The organism is Sphingomonas bacterium (assembly GCF_903644055.1).
Taxonomy (GTDB): domain Bacteria; phylum Pseudomonadota; class Alphaproteobacteria; order Sphingomonadales; family Sphingomonadaceae; genus Sphingomonas_I.
Genome location: NZ_CAHJXD010000039.1, coordinates 1 through 15,849, shown reverse-complemented (window position 1 = coordinate 15,849; position 15,849 = coordinate 1). Strand labels below are relative to the sequence as shown.

Here is a 15,849-nt window from a genome sequence, read left to right as displayed (position 1 = left end):
CGCCCACACCTTCATGTCCGCTATCTGCATCGCCGCCACCGTCATCTTCTGGATCAATCAATGAGTCCTGAGCCTAGAAGGGATGAGTTTAGATCGATCCACTCCACCGCTCGTCCTGAGTAGGGATCGTACTTCGATATTGGAGGCTGTCCTGCGCAAGCTGAAACGTCCCCCCGGCCTTGAGCCGGGGTCCCGCTTCTTCTTCATCGTCGGCCAAGCAGCTAGACCCCGGCTCAAGGCGGGGGTGGCGAGAGTTCAACCTCAACAGGACAGATTATTCCTGCGAAGCTACCCGCTCATGCTGAGGTGAGACCAAGGTGCTCCGCAGGAGCGTATCGAGGGCTCGTATCGAAGCACGGCTCCAGCGCATGTCCTTCGATACGGGCTCTCGACAAGCTCGATCCCTACTCAGGATGAGCGGGGGAGTGGGTCAATCTAAAGTTATCCGACTCTAGCGGGAACGCCCCCGCGATCAGGCTTCGGCCTTCGGCTTGCGGCCGCGACCGGGCTTGGCCGCGGCGGTGCGGGGCTTGCGGCCGAGGCCGATCTTGTGCGCGAGCGCGCGGCGTTGTTCGGCGTAATTCGAAGCGACCATCGGATAATCGCGCGGCAGGCTGAAAGTCTCGCGATAGCTTTCCGGCGAATAGCCATGCTGCGAGATGTGACGGCGCAGCATCTTGTAGGGCTTGCCGTCAATCATGCTGACCAGATGCTCGGGCTTGATCGAGGCACGCAGCGAAACTGCACCCTTGGGCTTCTCGGCGACGGGCTCTGCGGGCGCGGAGCCCAGACCGGTCAACGCGCCATAGACGCTCTGAATCAGCGATGCGACTTCGGCAGTGGATACATTGTTGTTGCTGACGTGCGCCGAGACGATATCGGCAGTAAGCGTAATCAATTCTTGATTGTCATCGGCCACGGATATGCTCCCAGATAATGCACGTTCTATAGAATTTCCCCACCACCATTCCAGTCTCTATAGAAGCCGCATAACAAAATAAATGTGAATTCGGCACATTTCTCGTTCGATCAGTTGTCCAGGATGCGTCTGTAGAGCGCGATATAGCGCTCGGCCATGCGATCGACCGAAAAGCGCGCGGCCACCGAGGCGCGGCAGGCGGCGCGATCGATCTCCTCGATCCGGCCGATCGCCGTGAGCGCGCCGGCGAGATCGTCGACCAGGAAACCGGTGACGCCATCCTCGATCAGCTCGCGCATCGAGCCGCGATCATAGGCGATCACCGGCGTCCCGCACGCCATCGCCTCGATCACCGAAAGGCCGAACGGCTCGTCGAAGCCGATCAGGTGGAGCAAGGCGCGCGCCCCGCCCAGCGCGCGCGTCCGCTGCACCCCGCCGATCGCGCCGAGATGCACGACCCGGTCGCCATCGAGGAACGGCGCCACCTCGCGCTCGTAATAGCCCTGGTCCTGCACGATCCCCGCCATCACCAGCCGCCGCCCCGCCGCTTGCGCCGCGCGGATCGCCTCGCCCGCGCCCTTGTCGGGGTGCATCCGTCCGAAGAACAGCAGATCGTCGCCGCCTTGGGCGTCGAACGGAAAATCCTCGATCGGAATGCCGTGATGGATCGTGTCGGCATAACGCAGGTCGGGATGGCGATCGGCGTCGCTGATCGCGACATAATAGACGCGATCCTCGTAGCGCTTGAACACGGGCACGATCCGTTCGGACGAAAAGCCGTGGATCGTCGTCACGATCGGCGTCGAGACCAGCCGCGTGAAGGCGAGCGGCACGAAATCGGCCTGGTTGTGAATGATGTCGAACTCGCCCGCGCGTTCGAAGACGTTGGAGACGTGCAGCATCTCCATCACCTTGGCATCGAGCGTGCCATCCTCCGAATAGCCGCGCGGCACCACCGCCTCGAGCCGCCCCGCGGTCTCGCTGTCGGCGGTGGCGAACAGCGTCACGTCGATCCCGCGCGCGACCAAAGCCTCGGTGAGCAGCGAGGTCACCAGCTCCCACGGCCCATAATGGCGCGGCGGCGTCCGCCACGAGATCGGCGCGAGCATCGCGATCCGCATCAGCCGGCGTCCGCGATCAGGATGACGCCCTCGTCGGCCCTCAACCTCCACGCGTCATTCCCGCGTAAGCGGGGATGACGATCGGGAAGGGGGTGACGGGTGGAGAGGAGTGGGCGCCACGCCCCCTCCGGCAGCGTCACCGTCTGCTCGCGCGATCCCAGGTTCAGCGCCACGACCATTCTCTCCTCCCCCTCCACCCGCTCATAGGCAAGCACGTCCCCCTCCGCCTCGATCAGCCGCATCGATCCCACCGCCAGCGCCGGGTGCGCGCGCCGCACCGCGAGCAGATCGCGATACAGCGCCAGCATCGAAGCGCCATCCGCCGCCGCGCGCGCGACGTTGCGCGTCGGCCAATCGGCGTTGAGCGGCAGCCACGGCGTCCCGCCGGTAAAGCCCGCCGCGCGCGAATCGTCCCATGGCATCGGCGTCCGCACCGGATCGCGCCCGAATCCCAGCCCCGGCTCGCGCAGCTCGCGTGGGTCGCGCACCCGGTCGGGCGGGATCGCGACGTCGCCGATCCCCAGCTCGTCGCCATAATAGACCGTCGGCGTGCCGCGCAGCGTCAGCAGCAGCATCGCCGCCACCCGCGCCTGTGCCTCCCCCACCCGCGCCGCGATCCGCGGCCGGTCATGGTTGCCCAACACCCAATTGGGCCAGCCCCCCGCCGGCAGCGCCGCCTCGTAAGCGGCGATCATCCGGTGCAGGCCGCGCGCGTTCCACGCCGCGTCGATGAGCTGGAAGTTGAAGGGCAGGTGCACGCCCTCCCCATGCCGGCCGTAATAGGCCATCAGCCGCTCGACCGGCAGATAGATTTCCCCCACCAGCACGCAATCGCGGCCATAGCCGTCGGCCAGCGCGCGCATCTCGGCGGCGATCGCGAACACTTCGGGATGGTCGGTCGAGTGCCGTTGCAGCACCTTGTCCATCTCCGCCATCCCCGCGCGCCAATCCGGGTTTGCCGGATTGTCGGGGAAATCGGCGGCCTTGATGATGTGCCAGAGGATATCGACGCGGAAGCCGTCCACCCCCTTGTCGAACCAGAAGCGCATCGCCGCCAGCATCGCCGCCTTGAGGTCCGGGTTGCGCCAGTTGAGGTCGGGCTGCTCGACCAGCATCGCGTGATAATAATATTGGCCGGTCGCCTCGTCCCATTCCCAGGCCGATCCGCCGAAATCGCTGATCCAGTTGTTGGGCGGCCCGCCCCCCGGCGCGGCATCACGCCAGATATACCAGTCGCGCTTCGGATTATCGCGCAAGGCGCGGCTTTCGCGGAACCAGGGATGGTGGTCCGAACTGTGGTTGGGCACGAAATCGAGCAGCAGCCTCAAGCCCCGCGCATGGCACTCCGCGAGCAGCGCATCGAAATCGGCCATCGTCCCGAACATCGGATCGACGCCGGTATAATCGGCGACGTCATAGCCGAAATCCACCATCGGCGAGGGATAGATTGGCGAGATCCACACCGCATCCACCCCCAGCGCGACGAGATGATCGAGCCGCCGCGCGATCCCCGAGAGATCGCCGATCCCGTCGCCGTCGCTGTCCTGAAACGAGCGCGGATAGACCTGATAGAGGACGCCCGATTGCCACCATTTCGGCTGAGTCACGTCCGACACCTGGATCCGTTCGTCCCGAGCGCGGCCGAGGCTCGACACGAACGGAGGGGACGGATCACGCGAACCGCGCTTTCGGGATATGCGTGATCCGGCAGGCCAGGTCCGCCTCCCCGCTCGCGACGATATAATGATCGCCGCCGTCGACGATCCCGGTCGTGAACACCACCTCGGTCGGCAGATAGAGTTGCTGCGCGATCGGCGCGGTCAGCGCGGGATCGGCCTCCAGCAGCGGCACCTCATCCTCCAGCCGCAGGATGCGCCACGGCTCCCGTGCGTCGAGCAGCGCCCAGAAGGTGCGATACACCCCCACCTTCGCGCGCGTCTCGACGCCGTGGTACAGCATCAGCCAGCCCTCCGGCGTCGGGATCGGCTGCGCTCCGCCGCCGAGCTTGCGCGACAGCATCGCGGCCTTGCGCGGGCGCAGGAAGGGCTGGTCGACCGGCTTCCAGTGCAGGCCATCGGGCGATTGCGCGAGGTTGATCGAGGGGCCGCCGATATAGGCGCTCTGCTCGGGATAGGCGAGGTAGAGTTCGCCGAGCGGCCGGGTCAGCGCGCAGAATTTGCCCGCCACCTTGCCCTCGAACAGGATCATGTCCTTGTTCTGATGATCGAGCACCACGCCCTGCAACGCATAGTCCAGCCCGTTGGTCGAGATGTGCAGGCTGGTGCAGTGCCGCTGGGCCGAAACCGAGCAGGTGGTCATGTAATAGACACCGTCGATCAGCGTGATCCGCGCATCCTCGACGCCATAATCCTGATAGCCGGCGGCGGGCGCGATCGCCTTGTCGTAATGCACCGCCGCGATCCGCCGCCCGTCGGCGTCCAGCTCCACCGGCAGCAGCCAGGAAAGCGAGGTCAGCGCCAGCATCCGATAGCTGCCGCCCGCGACGTCGAACTGGCGCGGATCGCTCATGTTGACGCCCGCCAGCGTATGCGGATCGCGGACATAGCCGTCCGCCGTCCAGCGGATCGCGTGGACATGATCGCCGCTCACCGGCTCGCGCAGCGCTTCCGCCACGCGCACCATCATCAGGATGTTGCCGTTGGGCAGCCGCGCGAAGCCGGGGTTGAACGCGCCGAGCACATAGGTTTCGGCGCCGATCGTCCCGCGCAGGGGCGAACGAGCGAGATCGACGTCGCCAGGCGTGAAGATCAGAAAATCGTCCAAATCGCGCCCCGTGCCGCCGGCGTCGCGCAACAAATCCGCAAAAGATCGATTTGCTCCACCGAAGGAGAGCATCGATGGCCGAACTGAAGACGGGCGACAAGGTGGCCTGGAAATCGCACGGCGGCACCGCGCACGGCAAGGTCGAGAAGAAGCAGACCAGTCCCACCAAGATCAAGGGGCATAAGGTCGCGGCATCGAAGGACAATCCCGAATATATCGTCAGATCGGACAAGGGCGGCACCGCCGCGCACAAAGCCGAAGCGCTGACCAAGGAATGAGAACGGGAATCGTAACAATTCCTCTCGCGCTGCCCGGCAACAGCTTCTAAGAGACGGGATAACCTATGGAGGAGGACTTAATGGCGAAGACACCTGCGGCAAAGACACCTGCTGCAAAGACCGGCGGCATCCACAAGCCCGTCACGCCTTCCAGCGACCTTGCGGCGATCGTCGGTGCCGAGGATCAGCCGCGCAGCGCCATCGTCAGCAAGATGTGGGATTATATCAAGAAGAACAGCCTTCAGGACAGCAAGGACAAGCGGCAGATCAACGCCGATGCCAAGCTGGAGAAGATCTTCGGCAAGAAGAGCGTCAGCATGTTCGAGATGAACAAGCACATCTCCACGCACGTCAAGTGATCGCAGTTGCCGGGAACGCAGGCGCGTTCCCGGCCTGTTGGTAAGCGTGATTTGAGGATGTGATGGCCGAACCCGAAGACAATAACCTGCTCGTGCTGACAGCCGAGATCGTTGCCGCGCACGTCGCCAACAACCGCGTCGCCGGCGAAGAGCTTCCCCTCTTCATCCAGACCGTCCATGGCGCGCTCGCGACGCTAGGCACGCCCGTCGAGGCGCCCGAGCAGGAGCTCAAGCCCGCGGTGCCGATCCGCGCGTCGGTCAAGCCCGACCACATCGTCTGCCTCGAGGACGGCAAGAAGCTGACGATGCTCAAGCGCTATCTGATGACGCATTACGGCATGACGCCCGAGCAATATCGCGCGCGCTGGAAGCTGCCCGCCGATTACCCGATGGTCGCCCCCGATTACGCCGACCGCCGCCGCACGCTCGCCAAACAGATCGGGCTGGGCCGCAAGCCGCGCGGCGACGTAAATTAGGGCTGATCGACATTAGCGATTGGGCGGACTTCGCCTCAAATTGAACGTCACCCCGGCCTTGAGCCGGGGTCCCGCTTCTTCTTCAACGTTGGCAGGCAGCGGGACCCCGGCTCAAGGCCGGGGTGACGTTTCTGCTCGAAGAGGATAGCCGCTGATCCCGGTCCGCCTCACCGCAGATATTTATCGAACCACCCCGCCATCCTCTGCTCGCGATCGGCCAGATTCTTCGGCTGCCGCAGCGCATGGCCCTCGTCGGCGTAGATGACGAGCTCGGTCGGCACGTTCATCGCGCGCAGCCCGTGCCAATATTCCAGGCTCTGCGCCGCCGGGCATTCGACGTCGCGCTCGCCGACGTAGAGCAAGGTCGGCGTCCTGGCATTCCTGATCGATCGGATCGGCGACAGGCGATCGTAGGTCGCGGGGTCGTCATAGGCCGATGCGCCGAAATAAGGGATCATCCACTGGTCGATCCCGTTCTGCCCGTAATAAGCGACCCAGTCGGCGATCCCGGCCCCCGCCACCGCGGCCTTGAAGCGGTTGCTGTGCGTGACGGTCCACATCGTCATGAAGCCGCCATAGCTGTGGCCGTAGAGGCCGAGCCTCTTATCGTCGATCGGCGCCTGCTTCTCGACCGCGTCGATCCCGGCGAGCACGTCGGTCAGGTCGCCGCCGCCGAAATCCTTGACGTTGGCGCGCACGAACGCCTCGCCCTGGCCGTAGGAGCCGCGCGGGTTGGGCTGGAAGATCACGTAGCCGCGCGCGAGCAGCGTCTCGGTCACGTCGCCCCAGTAGAAATGCGGCGTGATCGCCGACGCCGGGCCGCCGTGGATCACGGTGATCATCGGATAGCTCGGGCGGTGGGTCACGATACGATCTAGCGCTCCGTTGGCGGACGCGAGCAGCCAGCCCTGTACGTCCGAGCCGCCGTTCCGCCACCGTATGTCGCGGGCGACGACGGCGGCGGCCACCGCATCATTGTCGTGCGTTATCGGCCGCCCCCGCCCGAGCGGGCCGAAGGCGATCGCCGGTGCGCGGGTGAAGCTTTCGGTCACATAAGCCGCGCCCGCGCCGGTACGATCGGAGGAGATCGCGGCGTCGCCGGCGCTCAGGCTCTCGGCGGCGGGCGCCGTCAGTGCCACCTTCGTCGCGGCCGGATCGATCGTGCCGACCGCCACCGATCCGCCGACGATCGCGCTCACCAGCAGCTTCGGGCCGCGCCACTGGAGCGAGGTGAAGGTCGCTTTGTAGCCGGGCGTCAGGTTGCTCGGCGCGCCGCCCGCCAGCGGCACGACGAACACGTCGCCGCCGATCGATCCGAAATCGCTCATCAGCCCGCCGATGAAGGCGACGCTGCGCCCGTCGGGCGAGACGCGCGGCATGTTGATCTGCATCTTGGGCGCCGCGATCGTCCGCATCCCGCCGGTCAGCCCGAAGCCGCGCAGGCTCGCCACCCACCATTGATTGTCGCCATTGCCCTCGGCGGCGGTGCCGACGAAGCCCTGCCCGTCTGGCGTCCAGTCATATTCATAGACGAAAACGCCCTCGGGCGAGACCATCCGCAGGTCGCCGCCGGCCGCCGGCACCACCGCGATCCGCTTCGAATCCTCATGCGCGCCGATCACGCCGACCTGGCGCACCCCCGGCTGCGTAGCCCCCGTCTCCTTGGTCGCGTCGATCGTCGCGAGCAGCGCGATCGTCCTGCCGTCGGGGGACCAGCGCAGCCCGCCCGCCAGCCCCTTGACCGTCGTCACCTTGCGCAGCGCGCCCTTCTCCAGCGCATAGACGATCGCATTGCCCTCGCCGCTGGCGACGAAGGCGAGGCTGGCGCCGTCGGGCGACCATGCCAGCCCGCCATAGCGGCACGATCCGCAAGGATCCTGCCGGGCGATCACCTTGCCCGATGTATCGCGCAGCACCAGCGTGCCATGCCCGGCGGTGGGCGCGCCGCGCGCCTGCGGGCTATCGACGCTGGCGATCGTGCGGCCGGCGGGATCGAGCGTCACCCCGGCATAGCGGACCAGCATCGGGTTTGCGGTGGTGATCGCCAGAGCGGCGCTGAGCAGGGCTATCGGCATCGGGGCTCCTCTTGTCCGTGGCGCATCCTGTGGCGACGCGCGCCGCCGCGCAAGCCGTGGCTTGCCAGCCTCCCGATCGCGCGCCATGCGGAGGCTTCAACCAGGAGGCCCGATGATCGATCTCCATTATTGGCCGACGCCCAACGGCCACAAGATCACGCTCTTCTGTGAGGAAGCCGGGATCGACTATCGCATCGTGCCCGTGAACATCGGCAAGGGCGAACAATTCGCCCCCGATTTCCTCGCGATCGCGCCCAACAACCGGATGCCCGCGATCGTCGATGACTCGCCGCCGGGCGGCGGCGCGCCGGTCAGCCTGTTCGAAAGCGGCGCGATCCTGCTCTACCTCGCCGAGAAGACCAAGCGCTTCCTGCCCGCCGATCTTCCGGGCCGCGCGCAGGTGCTGCAATGGCTGTTCTGGCAGATGGGCGGTCTGGGCCCGATGGCGGGGCAGAACCACCACTTCCGCAACTATGCGCCCGAGAAGCTGCCCTATGCGATCGATCGCTACGTCAATGAGACCAACCGGCTCTATGGCGTGCTCGATCGCCGGCTCGCGACGAGCGCCTTCGTCGCCGGCGCGGACTATTCGATCGCCGACATGGCGATCTATCCGTGGATCGTGCCGTACGCCGACCAGGGCCAGAACCTCGCCGACTTCCCCGGCGTCGCGCGCTGGTTCGAGAGCATCGCCGCGCGCCCCGCGACCGCGCGCGCCTATGCGCGCGGGCCTGAGATCAACCCCAACCCGCCGGGCATCCGCACCGAGGAGGAACGCCGCATCCTCTTCGGCCAGACCTCGGCGTCGGCGGGCGCCACGGCCAAGCCATGATCGAGGATGATCCGAACGCGCGCGCCGGTGCATAGCGCCGCGCCGCCGGCCGCCGCCAGGCCCGGCGCGTCGGCCTATTTCATCCTCATCGTCATCCTGATCGATTCGATCGGCTTCGGCATCGTGCTGCCAGTGGTGCCGGGCATCGTGATGAAGCTCGGCCATGTCGATCTGCCGACCGCGACGCGGATCGGCGGCTGGCTGGGGGTGGTCTATGCCGCCGTCCAGTTCCTCAGCGGGCCGCTGGTCGGCAATCTCGGCGATCGCTTCGGGCGGCGGCCGGTGCTGCTCGGTTCGCTCGCGGGCTTCACGATCGACTATCTCCTGCTGGGATTCGCGCCCAGCCTCACCTGGCTGTTCATCGGCCGCGCGTTCGCGGGTTTCTTCGGCGCCTCGTTCGGTCCGGCGGGTGCAGCACTTGCCGACGTCTCGGCGCCGCAGGAACGTGCGCGCTATTTCGGCATGATGGGGGCGGCGTTCGGCATCGGCTTCATCGTCGGCCCGGCGATCGGCGGGCTGCTCGGCGAGCTCGGGGCCCGCGCGCCTTTCTATGCGGCGGCGGTGCTCACGGCCGCCAATTTCCTGTTCGGCGCCTTCGTCTTCCGCGAGACCCTGGCGCCCGAAAACCGGCGCCCGTTCCTCTGGTCGCGCGCGAATCCGGTCGGCGCCTTCCACGCGCTGCGCAAGCTGCGCGGCGTCGTCCCGCTGCTCGCCGCGGCGTTCTTCTGGAACCTCGCGGCGATGATCTATCCGACGATCTGGTCCTTCTTCGCGATCGCGGCGTTCGGCTGGGGGCCGGGGACGATCGGCGCGAGCCTGGCGCTGGTCGGCGGGCTCATGGTGGCCAGCCAGATCCTGATCGTCGGCCGGATCGTCAAGGCGCTGGGCGAGCGGCGCGCCGCCGCACTGGGCATGACCGCCGCGGCGTTCGGCTTCCTGGCCTATACGATGGTGCACTCCTCGGTGCTCGCCTTCGCGGTGCTGGGCGTCCAGCTCGTTTCGGCGTGCGCGATGCCGGCGATCAGCGGGCTCATCTCGCGCCACGTCCCCGCCAACGCGCAGGGCGAGCTGCAGGGCTTCAACGGCAGCCTCAATTCGATCGCGGCGATCATCGCGCCCGCGCTCTACAGCGCCATCCTGGCTTATTTCACCGGCCCGAGCGCGCCCTTCCGCTTCGTCGGCGCGAGCTTCGTGATCGCGATCGCTTTCGTGCTGGTCGCGCTGGCCATCCTGCTCGGCAGCAGCAAGGCGCAGGCCGAGGGGGAGGATCAGATCCCGCCCGCCACCCCTTCATAGCCCAACGCCGCAAGCCGCGTCGCGATATCGGCGGCGCAGGCGTCGGCCCTCGCCTGCTCGGTCGATCGAATCACGAAATTGGCGCCGACCCTGCCCTCGCGGAAGAAGGGATAGCTGCCGATCTGGCAGCCCTCATGATCCTGCTCGGCGGTGCGCAGCAGCTCCGCCACCTCGCTTTCGGGCACCCAGCAGCCCAATGTCTGCGAAACCAGCGGCAGCCCGCCCTCCAGCTTCCCCGTCAGCGCCTCCAGCATCAGCGCGGCGATGTGCGGCACGCCCGCCAGGATGAAGATGTTGCCCACCCGGATCCCCGGCGCGCCCGACATCGCATTTTCGATCAGCGTCGCACCCGCCGGCACCCGCGCCATCCGCAGCCGCGCCTCGGTAACCCCTCCGCGCGCCGCATAATGCCGCTCGAGCACCGCGCGCGCGTCCGGATGGACCACCACCTCCAGCCCCAGCGCCGCCGCGATCGCATCGACGGTGATGTCGTCGTGCGTCGGCCCGATGCCGCCGGTGGTGAACAGATAATCGTTGGCCGCCGCCAGCGCGTTCACCGCTTCGCCGATCGCCGCCATCTTGTCCGCCACGACGCGCACTTCGGCCAGCCGGATGCCCTGCACGTTGAGCCAGGTCGCGAGCTGCGCGATATTCTTGTCCTGCGTCCGGCCGGAGAGGATCTCGTCGCCGATCACCAGCAGGGCCGCGCTCCAGATGCGTTGGGGTTCACTCATCGCCGTCCGCCATAGACCGCTCCGGCCCTGTGGCGAAAGCCGCCGCGTGCAGCTATATCGTTCCCATGACGCAATATCAGACGATCGCCGCCACCGATCTCGTGACGCGCACCGGCGCGATCAAGCTTTACGGGCCAGACGGCTTCGCGGGGATGCGCCGCGCGGGCGCGCTCGCCGCCGACATCCTCGATACGCTCGGCAGCCACATCCGCCCCGGCGTTTCCACCGAGGAGATCGACCGCATCGTCTATGAGATGACGATCGCCGGCGGCGCCATTCCCGCGACGCTCAACTATCGCGGCTACACGCATAGCTGCTGCATCAGCGTCAACCATGTCGTCTGCCACGGGATCCCGGGCGCCAAGACGCTCAAGGACGGCGATATCGTCAATGTCGACGTCACGCCGCTGCTCGATGGCTGGCACGGCGACAGCAACCGCACCTATCTCTGCGGCGATGTCGCGCTGAAGGCGAGACGCCTCGTCGAGGTCACCTACGAATGCATGATGCGCGGCATCGCGGCGGCGAGGCCCGGCGCGCATCTCGGCGACATCGGCCACGCGATCCAGAGCTATGCCGAGGCGCACCGCTACGGTGTCGTCCGCGATTTCTGCGGGCACGGCGTCGGCCGCCTGTTCCATGACGCGCCCGAGGTCGTCCATGTCGGCCGCGTCGGCACGGGGCCGGAATTGAAGCCCGGCATGTTCTTCACGATCGAGCCGATGATCAACATCGGCCGCCCCGACGTGAAGGTGCTGGACGACGGCTGGACCGCCGTCACCCGCGACCGCTCGCTTTCCGCGCAGTTCGAACATTCGATCGGCATCACCGAGACGGGCTGCGAGATCTTCACCAGGAGCCAGCGGGGGCTCGACGTGCCGCATCTGGCGGGCTGAAACGAGGGTCGGGGCGCTCCACGGCCGTGGAGCGCCCCTCTTCGATCTGCCGCGGGGGGTAACCGAGCAGACGAAGATCCCTTAGGCGATGGGCGAGGCCGAGGCGCGTCGCGCCCCCGCACAAACCCGTCGCTAGCTTCTAATCACTCGCCCGCCATGCCGGGAAGGGCCGCGAAACCCGCCTTGCCCGTGCGGGTGCGCCGACCGCGCATCACCGCGCCCAATCCACCGAACCCCATCAGCATCATCGCCCAGGTCGAGGCTTCCGGCACCGCGGCGGCAGCGGCCGGCTGGAAACCCTGACCGGAAATCGTCGATCCGTCGATCACGCCGAAGGTGCCCAGCGCGTAGTTGGTTGCATTGGTGCGGAAGATATAGGTGGCGCTGATCTCGTTGTCGGCGACAGGATTGGCGCTCGCGAAATCTATCCCGACGACGCTGCCGCTGTCATTGCGCTGAGCGGTGGCGACGGCGCCGACATTGGTGCTCGCCTCGAAAGCGCCCGCGCCGTCCGGATCGGCATCGTTGACCAGGGCATCCACGACATAATTCACGAAGCTGCTGCCGGTGATGGTTTCGATCGCATCGCTGGCGATGGTGCCGGCACCCGTCCGCTCGAACTGATAGTAGAAGTCGAGCGTACCCAGCGTGTTCTGATAAACTGCGAGGTTAGTGATCCCCGCGAAGGTCAGGCCCTGCGCGGCGCTGCTTTTCGAAACGAGCAACATGCCCTGCGTCGCCAAATCGATCGTCGTGAACGACGTTCCTTTTGTCGAAGGAGTAAGAAGACTTGCGCTAGCCGGCATCGCGGTAGCACTCATCAAAGATACTGCGATAACTGTTGACCTGAACTTCATAACGCTACTCCTTTATACATCTCGGATTAATACATCCCAATTCCTTCGGGGTTTTAACATTTGTGTGTTTTTTGACATTAGTTTTTGTATCAATTGTTATTTTCGGATCGATTATTTGCATGTTAGGTTATGACCTTGGCGCTCAATGTACGGGCGGCTGGAGGCGTGCGTGAAAATGGCTGTCATCGCGAAACTTCGCGAATATCATTCGCTTTCGGAGGCGGCGGTCGGCGACGTCGAGGACCTGATCCGCAGCGTCGTGAAGGTGGAGCGGGGCGCGGAAATCCTGGGGGCCGCCCATGAGCCCGATCCGGTACGCGCGCTGCTCGAAGGGTGGGCGTGCCGATATGTCATATTGCCCAACGGCGATCGCCAGATCATCGGCATGATGACCGCCGGGGATTTTTCCGACACAAGGGCGATCCGCCTCGCCGTGCGCAACTTCGGCATCATGGCGATGACCGATGCCACGATCGCCGTAATCTCCCCGGTGCAGTTCAAGAGCGTTCTCGATCAGCACCGCGATGTCGTGCTCGCGGTGGCCAAGGCGCAGCTCGCCGACGAGAGCATCATGCAGATGTGGATCGCGAACATGGCCCGCAAGAGCGCGCGCCAGCGGATGGCGCACCTCCTGTGCGAGATGGTGAGCCGCGTATCGCGATCGAATGCGAGCCTGCGCCTCGTGATCAAGCTGCCCTTCGTGCAGACCGATCTCGCCGATGTCCTCGGCATGTCCCCGGTGCACGTGAACCGGATCCTCCAGTCGTTACGGACCGACGGATTGATCCATTTCCGCTCGAAATGGCTGGAGGTCAGCGACTATGCGGGGCTTGCCGCCGTCGCCGAATTCGATCCGAGCTACCTCTATTACGGCCAGAGCGCCGACGGGGCGAAAGCCGCGGCTCGGCAAAAGGCGCCGTCCGGGAAAACTCCGGCCCCGCCCCGTCCCCCGGAAGCCGGCTAGAGACTGTCCTGCTCAGGCTGAACCGTCACCCCGGCCTTGTGCCGGGGTCCCGCTTCTTCCTCAGCGTTGGCAGACAGCGGGACCCCGGCTCAAGGCCGGGGTGACGACAGTTCGACGTCAACAGGACAAACTTTAAAGGCCTGTGACCGCCACGGCTTCCCTGAACATGACGCGCATCACCTCGCGCCGCTGTTCGTCCTCGACGACGATGGAGCACGACAGGCACAGGCGCCCTTCGGCAACCTCGGCGCACATCACCTCCCGCGCCGCCGCCACCGCCTCGCGGCGGGCATCGGCCTCGCCGCCGAGCTCCATGCCTTCCTCGTCGGAGATCAGTTCGCCGCATTCGTGCAGGTTCATATAGAAGCGCGCCATGGCAGGTGCCTACCCGACTCTCCGGCGGCCCGCCTTTACCTAGGTTCAGGCGATCACGATTTATCCGGTGATGATTCGCCGCGCGCCAAAATGCTTGACAAATCGGAACATATGGAGTACGTCCCATTTGTCCGGAGATTTGAACACATGGATCTCATCCTCACCATCACCGCATTGCTGCAAGCATGTTTCGCATCAAGGGGAGACCGCGCTCGAAGGGCGACGTGGCGTCTCTTTCCTGTGCTTCCGCGCCCCGCGACTCGCCGGGCGGCGCGCAGGCCATCAAAGCCGCATCCTTCCCTCGATCACGGTGACGCAGGTGCCCGTCAGGATCACGCGATCGCCCGCCAGCCGGCAGCCGAGATGCCCGCCGCGCGCCGAGGCCTGGAACGCGGTGAAACTCTCCCGCCCCAGCCGCTCCGCCCAATAGGATACGATCACCGCATGCGCCGATCCGGTGACGGGATCCTCGTCGATCCCCGCCCCCGGCGCGAAGGCGCGGCTGACGACATCGGTGGCGTCGCCCGGCGCGGTCACCACTGTCAGCCAGTCGCCGGCAGCGCCCAGCCTGCGGAAATCGGGGGCGCAGGCGCGGACCTGCGCCTCATTCTCCAGCACGACGACGCCGTAGCGTTGGGGATGGCGCAGCGTCGCCACCACCCGCGCGGGATCGACCTCCAGCGCCGCGACGATCTCGGGCAGGGGCTGCGGCTCGGGACGCCACACCGGCAGGCTCAGCGCATAGCCCTCACCATCGCGCGCCACCTCCAGCACCCCCGCCTGGCGCGTCCGGAAGCGCAGCCGCTCCAGCCCCGGATCGCGGCCGAGCAGCACATGCCCCGAGGCGAGCGTCGCGTGCCCGCACATCACGACTTCGGAGGCGGGCGTGAACCAGCGCAGCTCGTAATCGGCGTCGCCATCCCCTGCGGGGATCAGGAAGGCGGTTTCGGCGATATTATGTTCGGCGGCGATCGCCTGAAGCGTCGCATCGTCGAGCCACGCGTCGAGCGGCATCACCGCCGCCGGATTACCCGTGAACGGCCGGTCGGCGAAGGCATCGACCTGGAACAGCGGCAAATCTTTGGCGGCATCGGTCATGGGTACAGCAATCCTTCGGTCCAGCCGTCCGGCTGCCTCGTGAACAGGCGGCGTTCGTGGAGACGGTGCGCGCGATCCTGCCAGAATTCGATCCGCTCCGCACGCACGCGAAATCCGCCCCAGTGCGGCGGGCGCGGCACCGGGCCGCCCTCGAACCGCCTGGCGATGCCCTCGAACCGCGCCTCGAACGTCGCGCGATCGGCGAGCGGACGCGACTGATCCGACGCCCAGGCGCCGAGCCGCGAATCGCGCCCGCGCGTCGCAAAATAGGCGTCGGCCTCGGCATCGGCGACCACGCTCACCGGCCCCTCGATCCGCACCTGCCGGCGCAGCGTCTTCCAGTGGAACAGCAAGGCCGCCAGCGGCCGCGCGTGGAGCTCGACAGCCTTCCGCCCCTCGAAATTTGTATAGAAGACGAAGCCGCGCGCATCATGCCCCTTGAGCAGCACCATCCGCGCCGAGGGCTGGCCGTCGGCACCGACCGTGGCGACGCTCATCGCGTTGGGATCGTTGGGCTCGCTGGCGACCGCCTCGGCAAGCCAGGCTTCGAACAGGGCATCGGGGTCTTCACGGGTCATGAGCGCCCTCTAGCGCAGATATATCCACGCGCGCGTACTTCTTGCGCGCCGCGAGCGTTAGAGGCTGTCCTGTTCAGGCTGAAACGTCACCCCGGCCTTGAGCCGGGGTCCCGCTGCCTGCCAGCGTTGAAGAAGAAGCGGGACCCCGGCTCAAGGCCGGGGTGACGAAAGTTCAACGTCAACAGGACAGACTCCAGTTCCTCCCCG

At 66.3% G+C, this 15,849-nt stretch carries 17 protein-coding genes; 7 read left to right on the top strand and 10 right to left on the bottom strand.

What is annotated here, in order from left to right:
• Window positions 1–472: 472 nt before the first annotated feature.
• From HUU94_RS01740 to HUU94_RS01725, 4 genes are all read right to left on the bottom strand, one after another.
• Window positions 473–919 carry a MucR family transcriptional regulator gene (locus HUU94_RS01740; protein ID WP_174273405.1) on the bottom strand — a complete coding sequence of 149 codons (447 nt, stop codon included), beginning with the start codon at window positions 917–919 and terminating at the stop codon, window positions 473–475.
• A 110-nt stretch (window positions 920–1,029) separates the two neighbouring features.
• Complete coding sequence (locus HUU94_RS01735; protein ID WP_174273404.1) at window positions 1,030–2,040, bottom strand: glycosyltransferase family 4 protein; 1,011 nt, start codon at window positions 2,038–2,040, stop codon at window positions 1,030–1,032.
• Window positions 2,040–3,647 carry an alpha-amylase family glycosyl hydrolase gene (locus tag HUU94_RS01730; protein WP_174273407.1) on the bottom strand — a complete coding sequence of 536 codons (1,608 nt, stop codon included), beginning with the start codon at window positions 3,645–3,647 and terminating at the stop codon, window positions 2,040–2,042. Before HUU94_RS01730 ends, HUU94_RS01735 begins: the two co-directional genes overlap by 1 nt.
• Before the next feature lie 64 nt (window positions 3,648–3,711).
• A complete protein-coding gene (locus HUU94_RS01725) occupies window positions 3,712–4,824 on the bottom strand; it encodes a glycosidase (protein WP_254601856.1) in 1,113 nt (370 codons plus the stop codon).
• 74 nt (window positions 4,825–4,898) lie between these two features.
• Here HUU94_RS01725 and HUU94_RS01720 point away from each other — a divergent pair, with 74 nt between their 5' ends.
• The 3 genes from HUU94_RS01720 (at window position 4,899) to HUU94_RS01710 (ending at window position 5,937) form a co-directional block, all read left to right on the top strand.
• The gene (locus tag HUU94_RS01720; protein WP_174273402.1) at window positions 4,899–5,102 is read left to right on the top strand and encodes a DUF2945 domain-containing protein; all 204 of its coding nucleotides are present in this window, start codon (window positions 4,899–4,901) and stop codon (window positions 5,100–5,102) included.
• Between the two features lie 80 nt (window positions 5,103–5,182).
• Window positions 5,183–5,461, top strand: a complete 279-nt coding sequence (locus HUU94_RS01715; RefSeq protein ID WP_174273401.1) for an SWIB/MDM2 domain-containing protein — start codon at window positions 5,183–5,185, stop codon at window positions 5,459–5,461.
• Window positions 5,462–5,523: 62 nt separating this feature from the next.
• A complete protein-coding gene (locus tag HUU94_RS01710; protein ID WP_174273400.1) occupies window positions 5,524–5,937 on the top strand; it encodes a MucR family transcriptional regulator in 414 nt (137 codons plus the stop codon).
• A 167-nt stretch (window positions 5,938–6,104) separates the two neighbouring features.
• Here HUU94_RS01710 and HUU94_RS01705 read toward each other — a convergent pair whose 3' ends face one another.
• Window positions 6,105–8,012: an alpha/beta hydrolase family protein gene (locus tag HUU94_RS01705; RefSeq protein ID WP_174273399.1), complete on the bottom strand. Its 1,908-nt coding sequence runs from the start codon at window positions 8,010–8,012 to the stop codon at window positions 6,105–6,107.
• A gap of 112 nt (window positions 8,013–8,124) precedes the next feature.
• On the opposite strand from HUU94_RS01705, the gene HUU94_RS01700 reads away from it, so the two are divergent.
• Window positions 8,125–8,844 carry a glutathione S-transferase N-terminal domain-containing protein gene (locus tag HUU94_RS01700; RefSeq protein ID WP_174273398.1) on the top strand — a complete coding sequence of 240 codons (720 nt, stop codon included), beginning with the start codon at window positions 8,125–8,127 and terminating at the stop codon, window positions 8,842–8,844.
• 6 nt (window positions 8,845–8,850) lie between these two features.
• Window positions 8,851–10,140: a TCR/Tet family MFS transporter gene (locus tag HUU94_RS01695; protein WP_174273397.1), complete on the top strand. Its 1,290-nt coding sequence runs from the start codon at window positions 8,851–8,853 to the stop codon at window positions 10,138–10,140.
• On the opposite strand, the gene HUU94_RS01690 is transcribed toward HUU94_RS01695, so the two are convergent.
• A complete protein-coding gene (locus tag HUU94_RS01690; RefSeq protein WP_174273396.1) occupies window positions 10,113–10,874 on the bottom strand; it encodes a competence/damage-inducible protein A in 762 nt (253 codons plus the stop codon). The genes HUU94_RS01695 and HUU94_RS01690 overlap by 28 nt on opposite strands.
• A gap of 65 nt (window positions 10,875–10,939) precedes the next feature.
• On the opposite strand from HUU94_RS01690, the gene map reads away from it, so the two are divergent.
• Complete coding sequence (gene map / locus HUU94_RS01685; protein WP_174273406.1) at window positions 10,940–11,770, top strand: type I methionyl aminopeptidase; 831 nt, start codon at window positions 10,940–10,942, stop codon at window positions 11,768–11,770.
• A 143-nt stretch (window positions 11,771–11,913) separates the two neighbouring features.
• Here the strand turns inward: map and HUU94_RS01680 are convergent, their stop codons facing one another.
• Complete coding sequence (locus HUU94_RS01680) at window positions 11,914–12,513, bottom strand: PEP-CTERM sorting domain-containing protein (RefSeq protein WP_254601855.1); 600 nt, start codon at window positions 12,511–12,513, stop codon at window positions 11,914–11,916.
• 289 nt (window positions 12,514–12,802) lie between these two features.
• Between HUU94_RS01680 and HUU94_RS01675 the strand changes: the two genes are divergently transcribed.
• Window positions 12,803–13,591: a Crp/Fnr family transcriptional regulator gene (locus tag HUU94_RS01675; protein ID WP_174273394.1), complete on the top strand. Its 789-nt coding sequence runs from the start codon at window positions 12,803–12,805 to the stop codon at window positions 13,589–13,591.
• A gap of 132 nt (window positions 13,592–13,723) precedes the next feature.
• On the opposite strand, the gene HUU94_RS01670 is transcribed toward HUU94_RS01675, so the two are convergent.
• The 3 genes from HUU94_RS01670 to pdxH all read right to left on the bottom strand — a co-directional run bounded on the left by HUU94_RS01670 (window position 13,724) and on the right by pdxH (window position 15,642).
• Window positions 13,724–13,966, bottom strand: a complete 243-nt coding sequence (locus HUU94_RS01670; RefSeq protein WP_174273393.1) for a DUF6894 family protein — start codon at window positions 13,964–13,966, stop codon at window positions 13,724–13,726.
• A 282-nt stretch (window positions 13,967–14,248) separates the two neighbouring features.
• The gene (locus HUU94_RS01665; protein ID WP_174273392.1) at window positions 14,249–15,064 is read right to left on the bottom strand and encodes a PhzF family phenazine biosynthesis protein; all 816 of its coding nucleotides are present in this window, start codon (window positions 15,062–15,064) and stop codon (window positions 14,249–14,251) included.
• On the bottom strand, window positions 15,061–15,642 hold the full coding sequence (gene pdxH, locus HUU94_RS01660) for a pyridoxamine 5'-phosphate oxidase (RefSeq protein ID WP_174273391.1): 582 nt from the start codon (window positions 15,640–15,642) through the stop codon (window positions 15,061–15,063). Before pdxH ends, HUU94_RS01665 begins: the two co-directional genes overlap by 4 nt.
• Between the last annotated feature and the right edge of the window lie 207 nt (window positions 15,643–15,849).

Excerpts from the sequence above, each read along its gene's own strand:
- HUU94_RS01735 (WP_174273404.1), bottom strand. The coding sequence starts at position 2,040 with ATGCGGATCGCGATGCTCGCGCCGATCTCGTGGCGGACGCCGCCGCGC.
- HUU94_RS01720 (WP_174273402.1), top strand. The coding sequence starts at position 4,899 with ATGGCCGAACTGAAGACGGGCGACAAGGTGGCCTGGAAATCGCACGGC.
- HUU94_RS01715 (WP_174273401.1), top strand. The coding sequence starts at position 5,183 with ATGGCGAAGACACCTGCGGCAAAGACACCTGCTGCAAAGACCGGCGGC.
- HUU94_RS01710 (WP_174273400.1), top strand. The coding sequence starts at position 5,524 with ATGGCCGAACCCGAAGACAATAACCTGCTCGTGCTGACAGCCGAGATC.
- HUU94_RS01705 (WP_174273399.1), bottom strand. The coding sequence starts at position 8,012 with ATGCCGATAGCCCTGCTCAGCGCCGCTCTGGCGATCACCACCGCAAAC.
- HUU94_RS01700 (WP_174273398.1), top strand. The coding sequence starts at position 8,125 with ATGATCGATCTCCATTATTGGCCGACGCCCAACGGCCACAAGATCACG.
- HUU94_RS01695 (WP_174273397.1), top strand. The coding sequence starts at position 8,851 with ATGATCCGAACGCGCGCGCCGGTGCATAGCGCCGCGCCGCCGGCCGCC.
- HUU94_RS01690 (WP_174273396.1), bottom strand. The coding sequence starts at position 10,874 with ATGAGTGAACCCCAACGCATCTGGAGCGCGGCCCTGCTGGTGATCGGC.
- map (WP_174273406.1), top strand. The coding sequence starts at position 10,940 with ATGACGCAATATCAGACGATCGCCGCCACCGATCTCGTGACGCGCACC.
- HUU94_RS01675 (WP_174273394.1), top strand. The coding sequence starts at position 12,803 with ATGGCTGTCATCGCGAAACTTCGCGAATATCATTCGCTTTCGGAGGCG.
- HUU94_RS01670 (WP_174273393.1), bottom strand. The coding sequence starts at position 13,966 with ATGGCGCGCTTCTATATGAACCTGCACGAATGCGGCGAACTGATCTCC.
- HUU94_RS01665 (WP_174273392.1), bottom strand. The coding sequence starts at position 15,064 with ATGACCGATGCCGCCAAAGATTTGCCGCTGTTCCAGGTCGATGCCTTC.
- pdxH (WP_174273391.1), bottom strand. The coding sequence starts at position 15,642 with ATGACCCGTGAAGACCCCGATGCCCTGTTCGAAGCCTGGCTTGCCGAG.